General features: G+C 57.5%; 18 protein-coding genes. 8 read left to right on the forward strand and 10 right to left on the reverse strand.

The window, feature by feature from the left end:
- Nucleotides 1-68: 68 nt before the first annotated feature.
- Nucleotides 69-842, reverse strand: coding sequence for an esterase (ybfF, locus tag ACW9E7_RS04775; protein WP_133293994.1), 774 nt, complete (start codon nucleotides 840-842; stop codon nucleotides 69-71).
- A gap of 183 nt (nucleotides 843-1,025) precedes the next feature.
- Between ybfF and seqA the strand changes: the two genes are divergently transcribed.
- Entirely contained in the window at nucleotides 1,026-1,574 is a 549-nt protein-coding gene (gene seqA / locus ACW9E7_RS04780) for a replication initiation negative regulator SeqA (RefSeq protein ID WP_008501070.1), read from the forward strand.
- A 24-nt stretch (nucleotides 1,575-1,598) separates the two neighbouring features.
- Nucleotides 1,599-3,239, forward strand: a complete 1,641-nt coding sequence (gene pgm, locus ACW9E7_RS04785) for a phosphoglucomutase (alpha-D-glucose-1,6-bisphosphate-dependent) (protein ID WP_458727331.1) — start codon at nucleotides 1,599-1,601, stop codon at nucleotides 3,237-3,239.
- Nucleotides 3,240-3,342: 103 nt separating this feature from the next.
- On the opposite strand, the gene potE is transcribed toward pgm, so the two are convergent.
- The 9 genes from potE to kdpF form a co-directional block, all read right to left on the reverse strand.
- On the reverse strand, nucleotides 3,343-4,656 hold the full coding sequence (gene potE, locus ACW9E7_RS04790; protein WP_008501072.1) for a putrescine-ornithine antiporter: 1,314 nt from the start codon (nucleotides 4,654-4,656) through the stop codon (nucleotides 3,343-3,345).
- On the reverse strand, nucleotides 4,653-6,851 hold the full coding sequence (gene speF / locus ACW9E7_RS04795) for an ornithine decarboxylase SpeF (RefSeq protein WP_458727332.1): 2,199 nt from the start codon (nucleotides 6,849-6,851) through the stop codon (nucleotides 4,653-4,655). The genes potE and speF overlap by 4 nt, the downstream gene beginning before the upstream one ends.
- Nucleotides 6,852-7,105: 254 nt before the next feature.
- Nucleotides 7,106-7,210 (reverse strand): leader peptide SpeFL, encoded by a 105-nt coding sequence (speFL, locus tag ACW9E7_RS04800; RefSeq protein ID WP_003858645.1) that lies wholly within the window; start codon nucleotides 7,208-7,210, stop codon nucleotides 7,106-7,108.
- 279 nt (nucleotides 7,211-7,489) lie between these two features.
- Nucleotides 7,490-8,167 carry a two-component system response regulator KdpE gene (gene kdpE / locus ACW9E7_RS04805; protein ID WP_111964377.1) on the reverse strand — a complete coding sequence of 226 codons (678 nt, stop codon included), beginning with the start codon at nucleotides 8,165-8,167 and terminating at the stop codon, nucleotides 7,490-7,492.
- Nucleotides 8,164-10,851 carry a two-component system sensor histidine kinase KdpD gene (kdpD, locus tag ACW9E7_RS04810; protein ID WP_458727333.1) on the reverse strand — a complete coding sequence of 896 codons (2,688 nt, stop codon included), beginning with the start codon at nucleotides 10,849-10,851 and terminating at the stop codon, nucleotides 8,164-8,166. The genes kdpE and kdpD overlap by 4 nt, the downstream gene beginning before the upstream one ends.
- The gene (kdpC, locus tag ACW9E7_RS04815) at nucleotides 10,852-11,427 is read right to left on the reverse strand and encodes a potassium-transporting ATPase subunit KdpC (protein ID WP_136195355.1); all 576 of its coding nucleotides are present in this window, start codon (nucleotides 11,425-11,427) and stop codon (nucleotides 10,852-10,854) included. It abuts the gene before it with no gap.
- A 12-nt stretch (nucleotides 11,428-11,439) separates the two neighbouring features.
- A complete protein-coding gene (gene kdpB / locus ACW9E7_RS04820) occupies nucleotides 11,440-13,488 on the reverse strand; it encodes a potassium-transporting ATPase subunit KdpB (RefSeq protein ID WP_136195356.1) in 2,049 nt (682 codons plus the stop codon).
- Nucleotides 13,489-13,506: 18 nt separating this feature from the next.
- Complete coding sequence (gene kdpA, locus ACW9E7_RS04825; protein WP_458727334.1) at nucleotides 13,507-15,186, reverse strand: potassium-transporting ATPase subunit KdpA; 1,680 nt, start codon at nucleotides 15,184-15,186, stop codon at nucleotides 13,507-13,509.
- Nucleotides 15,186-15,275 (reverse strand): K(+)-transporting ATPase subunit F, encoded by a 90-nt coding sequence (gene kdpF, locus ACW9E7_RS04830; RefSeq protein WP_014069365.1) that lies wholly within the window; start codon nucleotides 15,273-15,275, stop codon nucleotides 15,186-15,188. The genes kdpA and kdpF overlap by 1 nt, the downstream gene beginning before the upstream one ends.
- A 309-nt stretch (nucleotides 15,276-15,584) precedes the next feature.
- Here kdpF and ACW9E7_RS04835 point away from each other — a divergent pair, with 309 nt between their 5' ends.
- The 6 genes from ACW9E7_RS04835 to pxpA all read left to right on the forward strand — a co-directional run bounded on the left by ACW9E7_RS04835 (nucleotide 15,585) and on the right by pxpA (nucleotide 20,874).
- Entirely contained in the window at nucleotides 15,585-15,791 is a 207-nt protein-coding gene (locus ACW9E7_RS04835; RefSeq protein ID WP_008501079.1) for a YbfA family protein, read from the forward strand.
- A gap of 592 nt (nucleotides 15,792-16,383) precedes the next feature.
- Nucleotides 16,384-17,796 (forward strand): deoxyribodipyrimidine photo-lyase, encoded by a 1,413-nt coding sequence (gene phrB, locus ACW9E7_RS04840; RefSeq protein ID WP_458727335.1) that lies wholly within the window; start codon nucleotides 16,384-16,386, stop codon nucleotides 17,794-17,796.
- Between the two features lie 10 nt (nucleotides 17,797-17,806).
- A complete protein-coding gene (locus ACW9E7_RS04845; protein WP_458727336.1) occupies nucleotides 17,807-18,550 on the forward strand; it encodes a type 2 GTP cyclohydrolase I in 744 nt (247 codons plus the stop codon).
- Between the two features lie 14 nt (nucleotides 18,551-18,564).
- Nucleotides 18,565-19,221, forward strand: coding sequence for a 5-oxoprolinase subunit PxpB (pxpB, locus tag ACW9E7_RS04850; protein ID WP_458727337.1), 657 nt, complete (start codon nucleotides 18,565-18,567; stop codon nucleotides 19,219-19,221).
- Entirely contained in the window at nucleotides 19,215-20,147 is a 933-nt protein-coding gene (gene pxpC / locus ACW9E7_RS04855) for a 5-oxoprolinase subunit PxpC (protein WP_111964371.1), read from the forward strand. Before pxpB ends, pxpC begins: the two co-directional genes overlap by 7 nt.
- Nucleotides 20,134-20,874, forward strand: a complete 741-nt coding sequence (pxpA, locus tag ACW9E7_RS04860; protein WP_458727338.1) for a 5-oxoprolinase subunit PxpA — start codon at nucleotides 20,134-20,136, stop codon at nucleotides 20,872-20,874. The genes pxpC and pxpA overlap by 14 nt, the downstream gene beginning before the upstream one ends.
- The last annotated feature ends 3 nt before the right edge of the window (nucleotides 20,875-20,877 follow it).

Here is a 20,877-nt window from a genome sequence, read left to right on the forward strand (position 1 = left end):
TCATACATCACCAAAAACGGCACGCCAACGACTGGAAGCCCGCAGCCTTCCAGTCGCTTTCTTTTTAATCAATTTGTCGTATCAGCGAGATAGCGGCGAATGGCGCGCAGCACGGCGTCAGGTTTTTCCGCATGCACCCAGTGCCCGGCACCGGCAATCACGTGGGCGCGAGCCTGCGGGAATTGGGCCAGCAGCGTGTCGCGGTACGCGTCGGTAACGTAAGGAGAGTTACCGCCGCGAATAAAGAGGGTAGGGTGCGGCCAGGCGGGGACGGTTTCCCAGCCCACGATGTTGTTGTACTGGTTCCAGAGCACCGGCACGTTAAAACGCCATTGGCCGTCAACAAACGACTTCAGCAGGAACTGGACTACGCCTTCTTCATCAAGATGCTCACGCATGACGGCAGCCGCCTGCTGGCGTGTCGCGACGCCCGCTTTGGTGACCGCATTGATGGCGGCAAAAATTTCGTCGTGGCGGCGGACGTCGTAATCCACGGGCGCAACATCAATTACAACCAGGCCGTTAATACGCTCCGGGGCCAGTGCCGTCAGGGCCATCACCGCTTTGCCACCCATTGAATGCCCGATGAGGGTCACCTTTTGCAGGTCGTTGGCATCCAGCGTATCCAGCAGATCCTGCGCCATCGCCGCGTAGGTCATCTCGTCGGATCGGCCGGAAAGACCGTGATTGCGCATATCGACCTGTAAAATATCGTGGTCAGTAACCAGATCGCGCGCCAGCACGCCCAGGTTATCCAGGCTGCCAAAAAGCCCGTGAACCAGTACGATGGGAGAATTATTGTTCGGCGATTGTGCAGTTTGCGCTCGGGTATTCAATTTCATGGCAAAGTTCTTTTTTTACGTATGTCAGGTTAGGGTATCATGTTGACCATTCTGCCGCCCGGCTGCAAGGTTCCAGTTTAATCTGACTTTTGCCGCCAACCTGGTTTGACGCTATCCGCTGTTGGGATTTGACCTTATAATCCCAATGACTTGTATTCAGATAAGATATCGCACTGGATTAAGATGAAAACAATCGAAGTTGATGACGAACTCTATCAGTATATTGCCAGCCAGACGCGGCATATCGGGGAGAGCGCGTCCGACATTTTACGGCGCATGCTTAAAATTTCCGCCGCTTCACAGCCTGCTACCCCAGTCACCAAAGATGTCGTGTCTCAGCCAAGCGTTGTTGCACAAGCAAAACCTGCCGTGACGCCGGCAAAAGATAAAGTGCGTGCGATGCGCGAGCTGCTGCTCTCCGATGAATACGCGGAGCAGAAAAAGGCGGTTAACCGCTTTATGCTGGTGCTGTCTACACTTTACTCACTGGATAACAAAGCGTTTGCTGAAGCGACCGAGTCGCTGCACGGTCGTACTCGCGTCTATTTCGCGGGCGACGAGCAGACGCTGCTGCAAAATGGCAATCAAACCAAACCCAAACATGTTCCTGGCACCCCGTACTGGGTGATCACCAATACCAATACGGGCCGCAAGTGCAGCATGATTGAACACATCATGCAGTCCATGCAGTTCCCGGCGGAATTGATTGAAAAGGTTTGCGGTACAATTTAACCCTTGCATCAGAAGGACCCGGTAATGGCAAATCACAGCCGTGCAGGCCAACCTGCACAACAAAGCGATTTGATTAACGTCGCTCAGCTGACCGCGCAGTATTACGTGCTGAAGCCGGTCGTGGGCAACGCAGAACACGCAGTGAAGTTTGGTACATCTGGTCACCGCGGCAGCGCGGCGCGCCACAGCTTTAACGAACCGCACATTCTGGCCATTGCTCAGGCCATTGCGGAAGAGCGCGCTAAAAACGGCGTTACCGGTCCGTGCTACGTGGGGAAAGATACCCATGCCCTGTCTGAACCGGCGTTCATCTCTGTTGTGGAAGTGCTGGCGGCAAACGGCGTTGATGTGATTGTTCAGGAGAACAACGGCTTCACCCCAACGCCTGCGGTCTCTAACGCCATCCTGGTGCACAACAAAAAAGGTGGCGCGCTGGCTGACGGTATCGTTATCACGCCATCCCACAACCCGCCGGAAGACGGTGGTATCAAATATAACCCACCTAACGGTGGCCCGGCAGACACCAACGTCACCAAAGTGGTGGAGGATCGCGCGAACGCGCTGCTGGCTGATGACTTGAAAGGCGTGAAGCGCATCTCTCTGGATGCGGCCATGGCGTCCGGTCACGTGAAAGAGCTGGATCTGGTTCAGCCGTTCGTGGAAGGCCTGGCGGATATCGTCGATATGGCGGCCATCCAGAAAGCCGGCCTCAAGCTGGGCGTGGATCCGCTGGGCGGCTCCGGTATCGAATACTGGAAACGTATCGCCGAGCACTACAAGCTGGATCTGACCATCGTCAACGATCACGTCGATCAGACCTTCCGCTTTATGCACCTGGACAAAGACGGCGCGATCCGTATGGACTGCTCCTCCGAGTGCGCGATGGCGGGCCTGCTGGCGCTGCGTGATAAATTCGATCTGGCGTTTGCTAACGACCCCGATTATGACCGTCACGGTATCGTCACCCCTGCCGGGCTGATGAACCCGAACCACTATCTTGCGGTCGCAATTAACTATCTGTTCCAGCACCGCCCGCAGTGGGGGAAAGAGGTGGCCGTCGGTAAAACGCTGGTTTCCTCCGCGATGATCGACCGCGTGGTTGAGGCGCTGGGCCGCAAGCTGGTGGAAGTGCCGGTGGGCTTCAAATGGTTTGTTGACGGTCTGCACGACGGCAGCTTTGGCTTCGGTGGTGAAGAGAGCGCGGGAGCTTCTTTCCTGCGCTTCGACGGCACGCCGTGGTCAACCGATAAAGACGGCATCATCATGTGCCTGCTGGCGGCGGAAATCACCGCGGTCACCGGTAAAAACCCGCAGGAACATTACAACGACCTGGCGGCACGCTTTGGTGCGCCAAGCTATAACCGTATTCAGGCCAGCGCAACGTCAGCCCAGAAAGCGGCCCTGTCCAAACTCTCTCCTGAGATGGTCAGCGCAAGCACCCTGGCCGGCGACCCGATCACCGCGCGTCTGACGGCGGCACCGGGTAACGGCGCCTCCATTGGTGGGCTGAAAGTGATGACCGAAAACGGCTGGTTCGCTGCTCGCCCATCCGGCACGGAAGATGCGTATAAAATCTATTGCGAAAGCTTCCTCGGCGCTGAGCATCGTCAGCAGATTGAGAAAGAAGCGGTAGAGATTGTCAGCGAAGTGCTGAAAAACGCGTAAGTGCGGTTTGGGTGCGGGCTGATGCCCTCATCCTGACCCTCTCCCGAAGGGAGAGGGAGAAAACAATAAAACGGCAACCCTTGGGTTGCCGTTTTGCTTTGACCTAACTGTGCTTATTCTTCAATTCAAACCGCGGTGACACCAGACCGTACAGCGTCCAGCCCATAAAGGTTACCATTGCCCCGTAGAGCATAGCCTCCTGGCCCGATGAGTAGAGCGCATAGAAGCTGTAAATCGCGCCAATCAGCGCCACGATATTGGCCGCGCGCGCTTTGCGTGGATCCACCTTCGCCACCTTCTGAATGATCACCAGCGCCGCCATCGACAGAATATACGGAATGATGTTCGTCACGACCGCCAGGTTGACCAGCACGTTGAACTGGCTGTTCAGCGACGGGCTAATGGTCATCAGCGACAATCCGCTCTGGAAGATGACAATCGCCAGCATGCCCTGCACCGGCGCATCGGCTTTGGTCACGCGGGAGAAGATTTTTGGGAAGTACCCTTCATCAGCCGAGGATTTAAACACCTGCGCGATGGTGAACTGCCAGCCAAGGAGTGAACCGCAGCACGACATGACCATCAGACCCATAATCACTTTCCCGACTTCCGGCGTGAACATCTGCGCGAAGGCCAGTCCGAACGGCGCCGTGGAGTTAGCCAGATCCATATTCGGTACGATGCCCGCAATCACGTTAGTCGAGACGATATAGATCACCGCCGCGCCCAGCGTACCGCCGAGGACCGCAATCGGGACGTTCTTTTCAGGGTTATCAACGACTTCTGCGTTCGCGCAGGCGGATTCCAGACCGAGAAAGGCCCAGAGCGTCATGGCGATAGAAGAGCCGACTGCGCTGAAGAACGGCACATGGTGCGGGTTCCAGGAGTTGGCGTACAGGGTCGGGCTGAACCAGAACCAGCCGATGATGCACAGGCCTACAACGGGAATAATTACCCCCCAGACGGTGATGCTGGAGAGCTGTCCGGTGATACGCGCCCCGCCAAAGTTAGCCACGGTGCAGATCCACAGCACGCCGATTGTGGCCAGGCCAATCTGTACCGGGCTGAGCGTCGCGCCAAACAGCTCCGTACCGTAGCCCACGGCGGAGATGGCAATCGCCACGTTGGCGATCAGCAGTGACACCCCGTAGGTATAGTTGGCCATAAAGTTGCCAGACTTACCAAAGGCATACTCGGCGTAGCCCCCCATGCCGCCTGACTTGCGGCTGAACATCCCGCACTTGGCAAACGCCCACGCCAGCGCCATTGAGCCTACGGCGGTCACCAGCCAGGAGATGATAGAGATGGTACCCACCTCAGCCAGTTTGGTTGGCAGCATGATAATCCCGGAGCCCATCATGTTCACCATGGTGAGGATAGTTAGCTGCACCACGCCCATCTTATTGGACTTACTCATAATTTCTCTCCTTTCAGCAGCGCGGGCTGAGCGGCGGGTTGTTTGATGACGTTACAGCGAACCTGTTTGCGGCCCTCGCACTCTTCGACGTACACACCCTGCAGCTCCGGCGCGAAGCCCGGCAGCAGGTTGATGCCTTCTTCCAGCGCCGCGAAGTAGTGCAGCACGGAGCCGCCCCAGACCTCCCCAGGGACCACGCACAATACCCCCGGCGGATAAGGAAGGGCGCCTTCCGCGGCGATGCGGCCTTCCGCGTCGCGCAGTGAAACCAGTTCAACTTCACCGCGCAGATAGGCGTAGTTGGCGTCCTGCGGGCTCATCATCACGCGTGGGAAATGGGACTTGCGGAACATCTCTTTCTGCAGCTGCTTCACGTTGTGGCGGGCATACAGGTCATGCATCTCCTGGCAGATCTGGCGCAGGGTGTAATCCGCGTAACGTTCCGGATGCTGTTTGTAGAGAGAAGGCAGGACGTCTTTCAGCGGAACATCGCTCTCGAGCAGTTTTTCGAAGCGCACCAGCTGCGCCACCAGCTGCTGCAGTTTGCCCATATCTTCCGCAGGCGTGAGCAGGAACAGGATCGAGTTGAGATCGCATTTTTCCGGCACGATGCCGTTTTCACGCAGGAAGTTAGCGAGGATAGTGGCGGGCACGCCGAAGTCGTCATACTCCCCGGTGCGGGCGTTAATGCCCGGCGTGGTTAGCAGGAGCTTGCACGGGTCGATAAAGTACTGATGCTCAGCGTAGCCTTCAAAGGCGTGCCAGTTTTCACCCGGTACGAAGTGGAAGAAGCGCAGATCGGTCGCAATTTCCGCCGTGTCCCAGCTTTCCCACGGACGGCCATCCACCGTCTCCGGCACGAAGGGGCGCAGATAATGGCAGTTTTCCAGAATCAGCTTGCGCGCTTCGATACCGTTCACCACGCAGTCCATCCACATGTTGCGGCCGCTCTGGCCTTCATGCATACGGGCGTTAATGTCCAGCGCAGCGAACAGCGGATAAAACGGGCTGGTGGAGGCGTGCATCATAAAGGCATTATTCAGCCGCTTGTGCGGGACATAGCGCTGCTGTCCTTTGATGTGGCTATCTTTCTTGTGGATTTGCGAGGTCTGGGAGAAGCCCGCCTGCTGTTTATGCACGGACTGGGTAACCAAAATCCCCGGGTCGTTTTCGTTCAGCTCCAGCAGCAGCGGAGAGCAGTCGGCCATCATCGGGATAAACTGCTCGTAACCCACCCAGGCGGAGTCAAACAGGATGTAATCACACAGATGCCCAATCTTATCCACCACCTGACGGGCGTTATAGATAGTGCCATCGTAGGTACCCAGCTGGATCACCGCCAGGCGGAACGGACGCGCATCGCGCGCACGGCCGTGTTCTACTTCGGCCACCAGCTCGCGTAGATAGCTTTCTTCAAAACAGTGGGCGTCAATGCCGCCGATAAAGCCGTACGGGTTGCGCGCCGTTTCCAGATAGACCGGCGTTGCACCGGCCTGGAGGAGGGCACCGTGATGGTTAGATTTGTGGTTGTTGCGGTCGAACAGCACCAGGTCGCCCGGCGTGAGCAGGGCGTTAAGTACCACTTTGTTGGATGACGAGGTGCCGTTCAGCACGAAGTAGGTCTTATCGGCATTAAAGACCTTCGCCGCATGTTGCTGCGCAACGCACGGCGCGCCTTCGTGAATCAGCAGATCGCCCATCGCCACGTCGGCGTTACACAGGTCGGAGCGGAAAAGCGTCTCGCCAAAGAAATCCACAAACTGATTGCCGGCAGGATGGCGGCGGAAGAACTGGCCGCCCTGATGGCCCGGGCAGTCGAACGCACTGTTGCCCTGCTTCACGTAGTCGACAAGGGCGCGGAAAAACGGCGGGCGCAGCTGGGTTTCATACTTTTGGGCTGCCGCTTCCAGCTGGCGTCCATAAAAGTCGTTGCTGGTGTCTGAATACTCAAATACGCCATGAATGCGCGATAAATAGTCTGCCGGAATGAACTCTTCTTTCTGCGTCGCGACAAATACGGGAATGCCAAAACCGGTGGCTTCTATTTCGTCCAGTATCCCGCCGGTAATATCACTGACCGCCAGAACAATAGCGGCGACATCGATATAATCAGAGGCTCTGACATCCACCAGTTCACGCTGGGTGGTAAAGCAATCAGGACAAGCGCGGCTGGCTGCGATTTTTAAACTTTTCATCTTTCTCTCTTTATTTTAGGTAATAAGCGTCCCTCGATTTCTTGCAAGAAAGAAATCGATAATTTTCCGGAAAAAAAGCAAAGGGTGGTCGCTGATTAAAATCAGTACATTGCTTTTTTGAAGATTGAAATTCAGTCCGCCCGGTGCGGATGAGTCTGAATCAAGATGAATGAGCGCACGAGTTCACAGGCAAATACCTGTAAAATAATATGTTTCAGGATAACCTGTAAGCGAGTGCGCCAGAAGTCGAAGGACTACCGGGCATTAAAGAGATGAAAGTCAAAGCAGTTTCGGTGGGCAAACATCATAATATGCGTTGTCCGCCTTATATGGGGCATTAAGCGATTGTTGTTTTCCATGTTTCATTTTCCTTTCAGTAATTGAAAGCATGGTCATTTTATCCAGGAAAAAGCGATTAACTGTGAACAAGATCACCGTTAACCGATCAAATCAGAAATAAATATTCGTTTTTGATGAATATCGCAGATCAAAATTCTGATTTGTTGGTGTTGCGTTAACAGGTTGTATTATCAATGTTTTAAATGAGCAAAAGTAGCCCGTAAAAATAACGTATGGGTTATTTATGAAATATTGTCTGAGGTATTTCGGTTTTATTTAAAAATAAATTGAATAGTTATTCAAAGCATAAACCGATAACCGATACCGGTTTCAGTTAATAGATGGCGAGGGCGAGCGGGGTCGACTTCGAGTTTCTGACGAAGATGTCCCATATATATGCGTAAATAATGACTATGTTCCACGGCGTTGGGTCCCCACACCTGACTTAGCAGCTGGCGCTGGGTGAGAACCTTGCCGTGATTGTTAAGCAGTACGGCGAGCAGGCGAAACTCAATGGGCGTAAGATGAATTTCCTCTTCGCCGCGCAAAATGCGCCGCGCGGCCAGGTCAACCCGGATATCCCCAAACGCGTAGGTTGGATCGGCAGGCGTGGTGGCGCTGTGGCGACGCAGCGCCACGCGAAGGCGAGCCTGAAGCTCGCCGATACCAAACGGTTTAATCAGATAGTCATCCGCCCCGGCATCCAGCGCGGCGATTTTATCCGTCTCTTCAGTACGGGCGGAGAGCACGAGGATCGGCATCTGGCTCCACTGGCGGACTTCACGAATAAAATCGATGCCGTCGCCGTCCGGGAGTCCAAGATCGAGGATCACCAGGTCCGGCTTGCGGGTGGCGGCCTCAATTAAACCCCGCTGAAGCGTACCCGCATCATGAACGCGCAGACCGTCTCCTTCCAGCGCAGCGCGCAGAAAACGGCTAATGGCGATCTCATCTTCAACAATCAGAACGTTGATCACAAATCCTCTGGTAATTCATTAAGTTCTGGCGGGGTTTCCAGAGGAAGTGTAACACAAAAACGCGCACCGCCTTCCGGACGATTCTCCGCGGAAATGGAGCCGCCATGCACGTCAATGATCGCCTGGCAAATCGCCAGCCCCAGCCCCACGCCCGGAATGGCCGACTCCTTATTGCCGCGTGCAAATTTCTCGAAAATAGCCAACTCCTGCCCGGCTGGAATGCCGGGGCCGGTATCCCAGACGTTAAGGCGAAGCGTGCCATCTTCCACCGTCGCATCTACCCCAATCTGAGCATTGGCACCCGCATATTTGGCGGCATTTTCCAGCAGGTTGATCAGCACCCGTTCAAACAGCGGACCATCGACATGAATTAACGTCAGGGGCTCGGGCATGTTCAGCGCGATATGTCGCCCGCCCAGACCGGGTTCGAGCATTTTCAGCGCGCTGCCCACCACCTCTTCCAGCGTGAGCCACTCTTTTTTGAGGTTAAAACCGCCCGACTGGATACGCGCCATGTCGAGCAGGTTATTCACCAGGCGCGTGGTATTCAGCACGTGCTGGCGGATCTCGCTGGCCTGAAGGGCATGTTTAGAGCCTTCCGCCGCCAGGTCCAGCGTCAGAATTTCTGACTGACCGAACAGGACGGTGAGCGGGGTTCGCAGATCGTGAGAGAGCGCCGCCAGCAGCGAGTTACGAATGCTTTCCCGCTCGCTCGCCAGACGGGCCTGTTCCTCGCTGGCGGTGAGGGCCAGTCGTTCCAGCGCGCTGGCAACCAGCAGCGTAAACGTCTCCAGTAAACGCTGCTGTTCGGGGATCATCAGCTGGCGCAGGTTGGAAGGCTCCACGATGACCAGCCCCTGATTTTTATCGGCGCTGCGCAGCGGCAGAATTTGATAGGGAACGCCGGGGAGGGTGTCGGTCCCTGCGCCCGCCGGTAAGCCTTTGTCAAAGCTCCAGCGCGCGATGGCTTCGTCCCAGGGCGTCATGCCTGAGGCCGACGTCAGCGGGCGCAGCTTGCCGTGTTCGTCCGGAAGTAAAATCAGGTTGCTGGCATGAAACGTCGAGCGGATAAACTGCTCGCTGGTCTGTACGATATCCAGCGGCGTGCGGCCCACCGCCAGCGATTTCGACATCTCATAGAGATGGCGCGTGCGCTGTTCGCGATAGCGGGCGATACGCGCCTGATAGCGCACGCCCGCCGTCAGATTGCCGATCACCAGCCCGACGGTGAGCATCACGGCAAAGGTGAGGATGTACTGCACGTCCGAGACGGCGAGCGTCCCGCGGGGAGCAATAAAGAACAGATCGAAGCTGATGACGTTAATCACCGTCGCCAGGACCGACGGCCAGCGCCCGTAAAAGAGCGCCACCACCACCACGCCGAGAAGGTAGATCATCACCAGGTTGGCGGCGTCAAACGCAATCAGCCACTGGCTGGCAATCACGGTAATCAGGGCACAGAGCACGACGGCGACAAGACAGCCGCGAAGCTGAATGCGCCATTTATCGCTGAAGGTGCGGCTGTCTGGCGCACGATTGGGTAAGGGGGTAGGTTTGTCGTCCAGCGCCACGATCACCAGATCCAGATCCGGCGCGCGACGGGCCAGCTTGTCGGCAAAGGATTCGCGGCTAAACCAGCGGCGATGCTGACGACGGCCAATGACGATTTTCCCCAGGTTATGCTCGCGCGCGTAGCGCAGAATGGCTTTATCTTCCTGAGGATCGGAAAGGGTGGCGGTTTCCGCACCCAGCTCCTGCGCAAGGCGAAGCGAACTCAGGATCGCGCGACGCTGGTTTTCGGGCAGCGCGTGCAGCTGCGGCGTTTCGACATACACCGCATGCCAGACGCTGCCAAATTTGGCAGCCAGGCGCGCGGCGGTGCGGACAAGCTTTTCATTGCCGCTGCCGTGGCCCACGCACAGCAGGATGGCATCCCGCGTGTGCCAGACGCGTTCCTGGCCCTGCAGGTCGCGCCAGGCGCGCATCTGATCGTCCACCCGGTCGGCGGTTCGGCGCAGGGCCAGCTCGCGCAGGGCTATCAGGTTGCCTTTACGGAAGAAATGTTCGATGGCGCGCTCGGCCTGGCCGGCGATATAGACTTTGCCTTCGTGCAGGCGCTGGCGCAAATCATCGGGCGGCAGGTCGACCAGCACCACCTCGTCTGCGGAATCGAAGAAGGGATCGGGCACCGTTTCGCGCACCTGAATGCCGGTCACGCCGCTGACCACATCGTTCAGGCTTTCGAGATGCTGAACGTTAACCGTCGTGAACACATCGATGCCGGCTTCCAGTAATTCTTCAACGTCCTGCCAGCGTTTAGGGTGGCGCGAGCCTGGCGCATTGCTGTGCGCCAGTTCGTCCATCAGGATAAGGGCAGGACGGCGGGCGAGGGCGGCATCGAGATCGAATTCAGTGACTAACCGACCGCGATGGCTGATGCGGCGGGGCGGCTGGGTTGCCAGCCCCTTCAGCAGTGATGCCGTCTCTTTACGTCCGTGGGTTTCAACCACGCCGATCAGAATATCGAGCCCCTGCGCCCGAAGCCGCTGGGCTTCCGTCAGCATAGCGAAGGTTTTCCCGACGCCCGCGCAGGCGCCGAAGAAAATTTTCAGTTTGCCGCGATGGGCTTCAGCCGTCTGTTCAAGCAGCCTGTCCGGATCCGGGCGCATGGGCTCGTCGGTCATTTAGTTTTTCCTTAGCGCGTCCAGCGCCAGATTCAGCTCAACAATATTTACCACGGGCATGCCGATGAAGCTGACCAGCGGCTTTTGCGTGTGCTCGGCAACCAGCTGGCTCACCTGTTCGACGGTCAGCTGACGGGCGGCGGCGACGCGCGGGATCTGCCATGCCACGGCTGCCGGCGTCAGGCTGTAGTCCAGCCCGCTGGCCGAGGCGGTCACCAGCTCCACGGGAACGTCACGGCTGGCCTGTGGATTCGCGGCACGCAGGGCAGCCACGCGCTCAGTAACGGCTTTATCCAGCTCGGGGTTGCTGCCCGCCAGGTTACTGCCGCCGGATGCCATCGGATTATACGGGCTTTCGGCAGTGGCGGAAGGGCGTCCCTGGAAGTAGCGGGCATCCGTAAAGTTCTGACCAATCAGGCGAGACCCGCGGTTTTCACCGTTTTGCATAATCAGCGAGCCGTTAGCCTGATCCTTAAACCACCACTGGCCCAGCGCGGTGGTCACCAGCGGGTACAGCCCGCCGGTAATGAGAGACAGCAGAATAAACAGAAGTATAGCGGGGCGTAACATCGTCATTTGATTCACCTTTTAAACCAGGCCGAACAGCGTCAACAGCAGGTCGATAACCTTGATGCCGACGAAGGGCACCACCAGCCCGCCCAGGCCGTAAATCCACAGGTTGCGGCGCAGCATGGCCGCCGCCGTGAGCGGCTTATAGCTCACGCCCTTCAGCGCCAGCGGGATCAGGAAGACAATAATCAGGGCGTTAAAGATGACTGCGCTCAGAATGGCCGAGGCCGGAGAGTGCAGGTGCATCACGTTCAGGGCGTTTAACTGCGGATAGGTCGCGGCAAACGCGGCCGGAATGATGGCGAAATACTTCGCCACGTCGTTGGCGATGCTGAACGTGGTCAGCGAGCCGCGCGTCATCAGCATCTGCTTGCCGATGTGCACCACTTCAATCAGCTTGGTCGGGTTTGAGTCGAGGTCGACCATGTTGCCCGCCTCTTTGGCTGCCTGCGTACCGGAGTTCATCGCCACCGCCACGTCGGCCTGCGCCAGGGCAGGGGCATCGTTGGTCCCGTCGCCGGTCATCGCCACCAGACGGCCTTCCGCCTGATACTGACGAATCAGCGCCAGCTTGGCTTCCGGTGTGGCTTCAGAAAGGAAATCATCCACGCCCGCTTCGGCGGCAATCGCCGCGGCGGTAAGACGGTTATCCCCGGTGATCATCACCGTTTTGATCCCCATCTTACGCAGCTGGGCAAAGCGCTCCTTGATGCCGCCTTTGACGATATCCTTCAGCGCAATCACCCCGAGCACGCGCGCGCCTTCGGCCACCACCAGCGGCGTTGCCCCCTGACGGGCCACGCTTTCAACCAGGTTGTCCACTTCCGGTGGGAAGTGACCGTTGTTGGCCTCAATGTGGCGGCGGATCGCGTCAACCGAGCCTTTACGGATCATGCGATCCTGGATGTTGATGCCGCTCATGCGGGTTTGCGCCGTAAAGGGCACGAAGGTGGCATGCAGGCTCTGAACGTCGCGCTGGCGCAGGTTAAAGCGCTGCTTGGCGAGGATCACAATGCTGCGGCCTTCCGGGGTTTCATCAGCAAGCGAGGAGAGCTGCGCGGCATCCGCCAGCGTTTTTTCATCCACGCCCGGGGCGGGTAGGAAATCTGACGCCTGACGGTTACCAAGGGTAATGGTGCCGGTTTTATCCAGCAGCAACACATCCACGTCACCGGCGGCTTCTACAGCACGCCCGCTGGTGGCGATAACGTTGGCTCCGAGCATACGGCTCATGCCGGCCACGCCGATGGCCGACAGCAGGCCGCCGATGGTGGTGGGGATCAGGCAGACCAGCAGCGCCACCAGCACCGTGACGGTGACCGCGGTACCGCCATAGGCAGAGAACGGCCACAGCGTCGCGGTTGCCAGCAGGAAGACAATGGTCAGGGCCACCAGCAGGATGGTCAGGGCTATCTCGTTTGGCGTTTTACGGCGCTGGGCGCCTTCCACCATGGCGATCATCCGGTCGAGGAAGGTTTCACCCGGGTTAACGCTGCACTGGATCACCAGCCAGTCGGAGAGAATGCGCGTCCCGCCCGTCACGGAGGCGAAATCACCGCCGGATTCACGGATAACCGGCGCGGATTCCCCTGTGATGGCGCTTTCATCCACCGATGCACCCCCTTCAATGACTTCGCCGTCGCAAGGGATGATGTCACCGGCTTCCACCAGCACCACATCGCCTTTACGCAGTTCATCTGCCGGAACGTGGTCCATCTGCGCGCCGTATTTCGGCTCACGTAGCTTGCGCGCGAAGGCGGTTTTTTTCACCCCTTTCAGGCTGTTGGCCTGGGCTTTACTCCGGCCTTCCGCCAGCGCTTCCGCAAAGTTGGCGAACAGCACGGTAAACCACAGCCACAGGCTGATGGCGCCGGTAAACATCGCATTTCCCGGCATATGGCCCGTTCCCATGGCAATCGCCAGTGCGGTGGTAAGGACGCTTCCCGCCCAGACGATAAACATCACCGGGTTGTGCCACTGCACGCGCGGGCTCAGCTTTTTCACCGCATCCATGAGCGCCTGGCGAACTAATGACGGTTCGAACAGGGCCAGTTGTTTACGACTCATGACAATTTCTCCGCAAAATCAGCGTAAAGAGAGGTATTCCGCGACCGGGCCTAACGCGAGGGCGGGGATAAAGGTCAGGGCGCCGACCAGCAACACGGTGCCCGTCAGCAGGCCGATAAATAGCGCGCCGTGGGTCGGTAATGTCCCGGTGGTGGTCGGTTGGATTTTTTTATTCACCAGCGATCCGGCAATCGCCATGACCGGCATAATGATCCCGAAGCGACCCACAAACATGCAGAACGCCAGCAGGCAGTTCCAGAACGGTGAGTTGGCGCTTAGGCCCGCAAAGGCGCTGCCGTTGTTGTTGGCGGCCGAGGAGACGGCATACAGCACTTCACTAAAACCGTGAATGCCGGGGTTAAAGATGCCGCTGCGTCCGGCCTCGGTCATCAGCGCCAGCGCGGTGCCGAGCAGCACGAGAGCCGGGGTGACCAGAATCGCCAGCGCGGTTAATTTCATCTCGCGAACGTCGATTTTTTTACCCAGATATTCCGGCGTGCGGCCAATCATCAGACCGGCAATAAACACCGCCAGCAGCACGAACAGCAGCATGCCGTAAAGACCGGAGCCCACGCCGCCAAACACCACCTCGCCAATCTGCATCAGCCACATCGGGATCATGCCGCCCAGCGCCGTAAAGGAATCATGCATGGCATTGACGGCCCCGCACGAAGCTGCCGTGGTGACCACCGCATACAGGCTGCTGGCGAGAATGCCAAAGCGGCTCTCTTTACCTTCCATGTTGATTGCGCTATCGGCACCGAGTGAGAGGAAGTGCGGGTTACCCTGCCATTCGGCCCACATCACCAGCGCAACACAGACCACAAAGATCAGCGACATGGTCCAGAGCAGGGTACGGCCCTGACGGCGATCGTTAACTACGTCACCAAAGGCAAAGCAGAGCGCGGCGGGGATCAGGAAAATTGCCAGCATCTGCACAAAATTAGTCAGGGCGGTCGGGTTTTCAAACGGGTGCGAGGAGTTGGCGTTGAAGAAGCCCCCGCCGTTCGTTCCGAGCATTTTGATGGCTTCCTGCGACGCCACTGGCCCCATCGGCAGGAGCTGTTTTGCGCCTTCCAGCGAGGTATATGGCGCGTAAGGCAGCAGGTTTTGCAGGCTGCCCTGCTGAATGAAGAACAGCGCGATCAGCAGCGCAATCGGCAGCAGGATCCACAGCGTAATGCGCGTCAGGTCTACCCACGCGTTACCCAGCGTACTCACTTTCTGACGCGCAAACGCACGCGTCAGCGCGAAGATCACCGCAATACCGCTGGCGGCAGAGAGGAAGTTCTGCACGGTTAGCCCGACCATCTGGCTGAAGTAGCTGAGCGTGGTTTCACCAGCATAGGACTGCCAGTTGGTGTTAGTGACAAAACTGACTGCCGTGTTCAGCGCGAGATGCCAGGACAGGCCCGGCAACTGTTGCGGATTCAAAGGCAGGATACCCTGCAGCATCAGCATGGCAAAAAGCGCAATGAGCCCGACGATGTTCAGCAGCAGAATGGCGATCAGATAGTCACGCCAGTTCATTTCCCGATCGTCTATACCCAGTACGCGCCAGATCCCTTTTTCAACGCCTCCCGTGCCGGGCAGGGGAACGTTATTGATTAGCCGTGCCAGCCCCGAGCCCAGTGGCCTTGCCAGAACGAACAACACCACTAAGAAACTGGCAATAAGCAAAAACGCCTGAGCAGCCATCAGAATGCCTCCGCATTAATCAGGGCATAAACCAGATAACCCAATAACAGGAACACCAGCACGATGCCGGCAATAAGACCTGCACTCACAATCCACCTCCGGGTGACTTTTGTTGTTGTGTTAACGGTAGGATTTATGGCGCAAAGATTTCGCAAAAATGAGAAGGGCGGGTGTAAAAAAAGTATAAAAATGGCAAAGCCCGTAATTTAACTATTGATAAGTAAATCGTTAACTTTTTTGTAACTTAATTACGGCTTGAATGTAAATTTTCGCTAAACGGACGAAAATAAGTGGTCGGATGAGTAGTAAAATTACAAACAAAGCGATATTATTTTAGCCAGGTCACAGATTTTGAATTTTCCGGATGACGTTTCCGGCCAACTATAGGGGAGAAAAATATGGATCTTTATAAAGAGTTTCCGGCTCATATCGTGTTCATGCGCCGCGCTTTCGCCGTAGTGGCTGGCGTGCTGGCTCTGCCGGTGATGCTGTTCTGGAAAGATCGTGCGCGTTTTTATAGCTATCTGCACCGCGTCTGGGCGAAAACCAGCGAGAAGCCGGTGTGGATGGATCAGGCCGAGAAAGCGACCTGCGACTTTTACTAAGACTACACACAGCAATAAAAAAACCGCCAACAGCAATGTGGCGGTTTTTTTGTCCCTCCGGATTCGCGGTCCGTTGGGTGGTCTTGCAGCCCCTACCCGGGATTTTTATCATACCCTCCTGTAAGCAGATGGCAATCCCTGGAAGCCTTTATAAAATCCTAATTTTCTTCGAGTATCTTATCTTTGCAGCGGATGTTCATTATGATGCGGCGTCCCTTTCCGCCATCTCGTAAATGGGCATCGGTCCTGGGAAAGGTATTTTTACAGCCGTAAAGCAGTCCGCCTACCCGGGCTTGTGTCCACCGACTTATCACCGGTGGTGAACGGTGGAGCGGTTAGCAGCAGGGACCGCATAATGAAACGCTATTTTTGCATCGCGTTCATTGTCGCCAGCGTACTCGTTGTCAAAAGTGATGAACCGATCGGGTTTGTTGCATTTAACACGATAGCGCAGGACAAGTAGCGTTAAGGCCGCCTTGGGCGGCCTTTTTTATTTCATCCCGTCTACACTTCATGGCAAAGTAGTTCAATGCATGCTTTTTCCTTTTACGGCATGCCCTTACGGACATAATGGATATTTGCCTGGAGTTTTATGCCCACCCATCTGGTTTGGTTTCGCGCGGACCTGCGCGTACATGACAACATCGCCCTGGCGGCGGCCTGCCGCGCCAAAGACGCTAACGTACTGGCTCTGTTTGTGGCTACGCCCGAGCAGTGGCGGCAGCATGATATGGCGCCACGCCAGGCGGCCTTGCTGCGTGCGTATCTGACCGATCTGCAGCATTCGCTTGCCGGAAAAGGCATACCGCTGATTTATAAAGAGGTAAGTGATTTTGCCGCACAGCTGCAGACGGTGCAGGAGACCTGTAAGCAGCACAACGTCACGCATCTTTTTTACAACTATCAGTACGAATTCAACGAGCAGCAGCGCGACCGTCAGCTGGAGAAGATGCTGGAGGATGTGGTCTGTGTAGGATTTGATGACAGCGTGATGCTGGCGCCGGGCAGCGTGATGACCGGCAACCGTGAGATGTATAAAGTTTTCACTCCGTTTAAAAATGCCTTTATCAAGCGTCTGAAAGAGTCGCTGCCGGAGTGCGTTGCCGCGCCTGCCGCGAGGGGCGAACCCCTGAAGGACCTGTCTGAACTGACGTTTGACTACCCTCAGGAGCCGTTTGATAAAGCGCTGTTCCCCGCCGATGAAAAAGCGGCCATCGCGCAGCTCCGCCAGTTCTGCAAACAGGACGCGGCCAACTACGACGCGCGGCGGGATTTTCCGGCCATCGAGGGCACCAGCCGCCTGTCGGCCTGTCTGGCGCTGGGCGCGATCTCTCCTCGCCAGTGTTTACACCGCCTTCTGGCCGAGCAGCCGCAGGCGCTGGATGGGGGCACCGGTTCTGTCTGGCTGAACGAGCTTATCTGGCGTGAGTTCTACCGCCATCTGATGACGTATCATCCCGATCTCTGTAAGCATCGTCCGTTCATTCCCTGGACCGACAACGTAAAATGGCAGCACGATGAGGCACTTTTACAGGCCTGGCAAAAAGGGGAGACGGGCTATCCGATTGTTGATGCTGCCATGCGCCAGCTGAATGAAACCGGGTGGATGCACAACCGCCTGCGAATGATTACAGCCAGCTTTCTGGTGAAGGATCTGCTTATCGACTGGCGTATCGGAGAGCGCTATTTTATCTCTCAGCTGATCGATGGCGATCTCGCCGCGAATAACGGCGGCTGGCAGTGGGCTGCCTCTACGGGCACCGATGCGGCTCCCTATTTCCGGATTTTTAATCCAACCACTCAGGGACAAAAATTTGATGCCAACGGCGACTTTATCCGCCGCTGGTTGCCCGCGCTCAGGAACGTTCCTGCGAAAGCGATCCACGACCCGTGGGCATGGGCGGATAAACAGGGCGTAAAGCTCGATTATCCCCGCCCGATTGTTGACCATAAACAGGCGCGTGTCGCCACGCTGGAAGCGTACGAAGCCGCCAGAAAAGTTTGAGAGCATAAAGATGAAAAACAGTGAACTGGAACGCCTGATTAACGAAAAACTCAATACCGCCTCCTTTAGCGACTACGGTCCTAATGGCCTGCAGGTAGAAGGGCGCGAAACGGTACAGAAAATTATCACCGGCGTCACGGCAAGCCTGGCGCTGCTCGACGAGGCTGTCCGTCAGGAGGCCGATGCGGTGATTGTCCATCACGGTTACTTCTGGAAAAACGAATCACCGATTATTCGCGGCATGAAGCGCAACCGCCTGAAAACGTTGCTGGCAAATGACATCAACCTGTACGGTTACCACCTGCCGCTGGACGCACATCCGGAGCTTGGTAACAACGTTCAGCTTGCCCAACTGTTGGGGATTACCGTAATGGGCGAAATCGAGCCGCTGGTGCCGTGGGGCGAGCTGGCGATGCCGGTTCCGGGGCTGGAACTGGCTTCCTGGATTGAAGCGCGCCTGGGGCGTCGTCCGCTGTGGAGCGGCGATACCGGTCCGGATACGGTGAAGCGTGTTGCCTGGTGCACCGGAGGCGGGCAGGGCTTTATCGACAGCGCCGCGCGCTTCGGTGTTGATGCCTTTATCACCGGCGAGGTTTCCGAGCAGACCATTCACTCGGCGCGTGAACAGGGGCTGCATTTTTACGCGGCAGGCCATCATGCCACCGAGCGCGGCGGCATTCGCGCCCTCAGCGAGTGGCTGACGGAAAATACCGATCTGGATGTGACCTTTATTGATATTCCTAACCCGGCCTGATGAGAGGTGCCTGAGTGCAGCGAGCGCGTTGTTATCTTCTGGGAGAAACGGCAGTGGTTCTGGAGCTCGAGCCGCCGGTGACCCTTGCCACGCAAAAGCGTATCTGGCGGCTAACCCAGCGTCTGGTCGATCTGCCGGATGTGGTTGAAGCCATTCCGGGGATGAATAACATCACGGTGGTGCTGCGTAGTCCGCATACGCTGGCGCTGGATGCCATTGAACGTTTACAGCGCTGGTGGGAAGAGAGCGAGGCGCTGGAGCCGGAATCGCGTGCCATTGAGATCCCGGTCGTTTATGGCGGTACGGGGGGACCGGATCTTGGTGTGGTCGCAGACCACTGCGGACTCACGGAAAAGCAGGTTGTTGAGTTGCACAGTTCGGTTGACTACGTCGTCTGGTTCCTGGGATTCCAGCCCGGATTCCCGTATCTGGGGGGATTATCTCCCCGGTTGTATACGCCGCGCCGCGCAGAGCCGCGCCTGAGCGTACCGGCGGGGACGGTGGCTATCGGTGGTGAGCAGACCGGCGTTTATCCGCTGACATCGCCCGGTGGATGGCAGCTTATCGGGCATACCGCCACCCAGTTATTTGAACCCGGGCTGGAGACGCCGATACTCCTGCGGCCCGGCGACACCCTTCGCTTTATCCCGCAGAAGGAGGGGGTATGTTAACGCTTATTCGCGCCGGGCTTTACACCTCCGTACAGGATGCCGGGCGCTTTGGCATGCGTCAGTCCGGCGTGAGCTATTGTGGTGCGCTGGACCGTCCAGCGCTGGAAATCGCTAACGTGCTGGTGGGCAACCCCGGCAGCACGGCGGCGCTCGAAATTACGCTCGGCCAGTGTGTCATTGAGTTTGGTCAGGAGACCTGGTTCGCGCTCACCGGCGCAGGCTGTGATGCCACGCTGGACGGCAAAGCGGTGTGGACCGGCTGGCGTCTGCGGGCGAAAGCCGGACAGCGTCTGACCTTAAAGCGTCCTCTGCACGGCGTGCGTAGCTATCTTGCGGTGGCTGGCGGCATTGATGTGCCTGACGTGCTGGGCTCATCCAGTACCGATCAGAAAGCCGGGATTGGCGGTCACGAAGGACGGTTGTTGCGCGATGGCGATCGCCTGGCGATTAAGCCCTCTTCGCGTCACTTCTCGACGGCTCAGGGGGTAAAACAACTCCTCTGGGGAAACCAGATCCGCGCCTTACCGGGGCCGGAATATCATGAGTTCGACGAGGCCTCAAAAGAGTCCTTCTGGCGCTCGCCGTGGAAGCTCAGTCCGCAGAGTAACCGTATGGGTTATCGCCTGCAGGGGCAGCCGCTGATCCGGACGACCGACAGAGAACTGCTCTCCCACGGTTTATTGCCAGGGGTTATTCAGGTTCCGGGCAACGGGCAACCGATCGTCTTAATGAACGACGCGCAGACGACGGGGGGCTACCCGCGAATTGCCTGCATCATTGAAGCCGATCGCTACCATCTGGCGCAAATTCCCCTCGGACAGCCGATTCACTTCGTTCAATGTTCGCTGGAGGAGGCGCTAAAGGCGCGGCAGGATCAGCAGCGCTATCTCGAACAGCTGGCGTGGAGGCTCGATGGTAAAGATTGATTTAAACGCCGATCTGGGCGAGGGCGGCAGCGCCGATGCGGCGCTGATGACGCTGGTCTCCTCGGTCAATATCGCCTGCGGCTTCCACGCGGGCGATGCGCAAACCATGCTGGATAGCGTGCGTAACGCCATCAAAAACGGCGTCGCGATAGGCGCACATCCGAGCTTCCCTGACCGGGAAAACTTTGGCCGCACCGCGATGGACCTGCCGCCTGAGACGGTCTACGCTCAGGTGCTCTACCAGATTGGCGCGCTGGAGGCGATGGTGCGCGCTGAGAACGGTGTGCTGCGCCACGTGAAGCCGCACGGCATGCTCTATAACCAGGCGGCAAAAGCTCCGGCGCTGGCGGACGCTATAGCCCGTGCGGTGCGGGACTCTAATCCGCAGCTGATTCTGATCGGCCTGGCGGGCAGCGAGCTTATTCGTGCCGGAGAACGGCTGGGGCTGACCACGCGGCAGGAGGTGTTTGCCGATCGGGGATACATGCCTGATGGCAGCCTTGTACCGCGTACGCAGGCCGGTGCGCTGATTACCGATGAAGCGAAAGCGCTGGCCCAGACGCTGGAGATGGTGCGCTACGGGCGAGTGACCGCCGTGGATGGCACAACGGCGCACGTTCAGGCTGATACGGTATGTTTGCACGGCGATGGCGAGCATGCGCTCCAGTTCGCGCGCCGCCTGCGGGCCGCGTTCGCTGAAGAGGGCATTCTTGTCAGCGCAGATTAATCA

Source organism: Enterobacter sp. H2G27 (assembly GCF_054403075.1).

What these genes read in the sequence shown, in the direction of transcription:
- speFL (WP_003858645.1), bottom strand. Translation starts at nt 7,210, where the DNA reads ATGGAAAACAACAATCGCTTAATGCCCCATATAAGGCGGACAACGCAT.
- pxpC (WP_111964371.1), top strand. Translation starts at nt 19,215, where the DNA reads ATGTTAACGCTTATTCGCGCCGGGCTTTACACCTCCGTACAGGATGCC.
- kdpB (WP_136195356.1), bottom strand. Translation starts at nt 13,488, where the DNA reads ATGAGTCGTAAACAACTGGCCCTGTTCGAACCGTCATTAGTTCGCCAG.
- pxpA (WP_458727338.1), top strand. Translation starts at nt 20,134, where the DNA reads ATGGTAAAGATTGATTTAAACGCCGATCTGGGCGAGGGCGGCAGCGCC.
- ybfF (WP_133293994.1), bottom strand. Translation starts at nt 842, where the DNA reads ATGAAATTGAATACCCGAGCGCAAACTGCACAATCGCCGAACAATAAT.
- ACW9E7_RS04835 (WP_008501079.1), top strand. Translation starts at nt 15,585, where the DNA reads ATGGATCTTTATAAAGAGTTTCCGGCTCATATCGTGTTCATGCGCCGC.
- kdpC (WP_136195355.1), bottom strand. Translation starts at nt 11,427, where the DNA reads ATGACGATGTTACGCCCCGCTATACTTCTGTTTATTCTGCTGTCTCTC.
- seqA (WP_008501070.1), top strand. Translation starts at nt 1,026, where the DNA reads ATGAAAACAATCGAAGTTGATGACGAACTCTATCAGTATATTGCCAGC.
- kdpA (WP_458727334.1), bottom strand. Translation starts at nt 15,186, where the DNA reads ATGGCTGCTCAGGCGTTTTTGCTTATTGCCAGTTTCTTAGTGGTGTTG.
- kdpD (WP_458727333.1), bottom strand. Translation starts at nt 10,851, where the DNA reads ATGACCGACGAGCCCATGCGCCCGGATCCGGACAGGCTGCTTGAACAG.
- phrB (WP_458727335.1), top strand. Translation starts at nt 16,384, where the DNA reads ATGCCCACCCATCTGGTTTGGTTTCGCGCGGACCTGCGCGTACATGAC.
- ACW9E7_RS04845 (WP_458727336.1), top strand. Translation starts at nt 17,807, where the DNA reads ATGAAAAACAGTGAACTGGAACGCCTGATTAACGAAAAACTCAATACC.
- potE (WP_008501072.1), bottom strand. Translation starts at nt 4,656, where the DNA reads ATGAGTAAGTCCAATAAGATGGGCGTGGTGCAGCTAACTATCCTCACC.
- speF (WP_458727332.1), bottom strand. Translation starts at nt 6,851, where the DNA reads ATGAAAAGTTTAAAAATCGCAGCCAGCCGCGCTTGTCCTGATTGCTTT.
- pgm (WP_458727331.1), top strand. Translation starts at nt 1,599, where the DNA reads ATGGCAAATCACAGCCGTGCAGGCCAACCTGCACAACAAAGCGATTTG.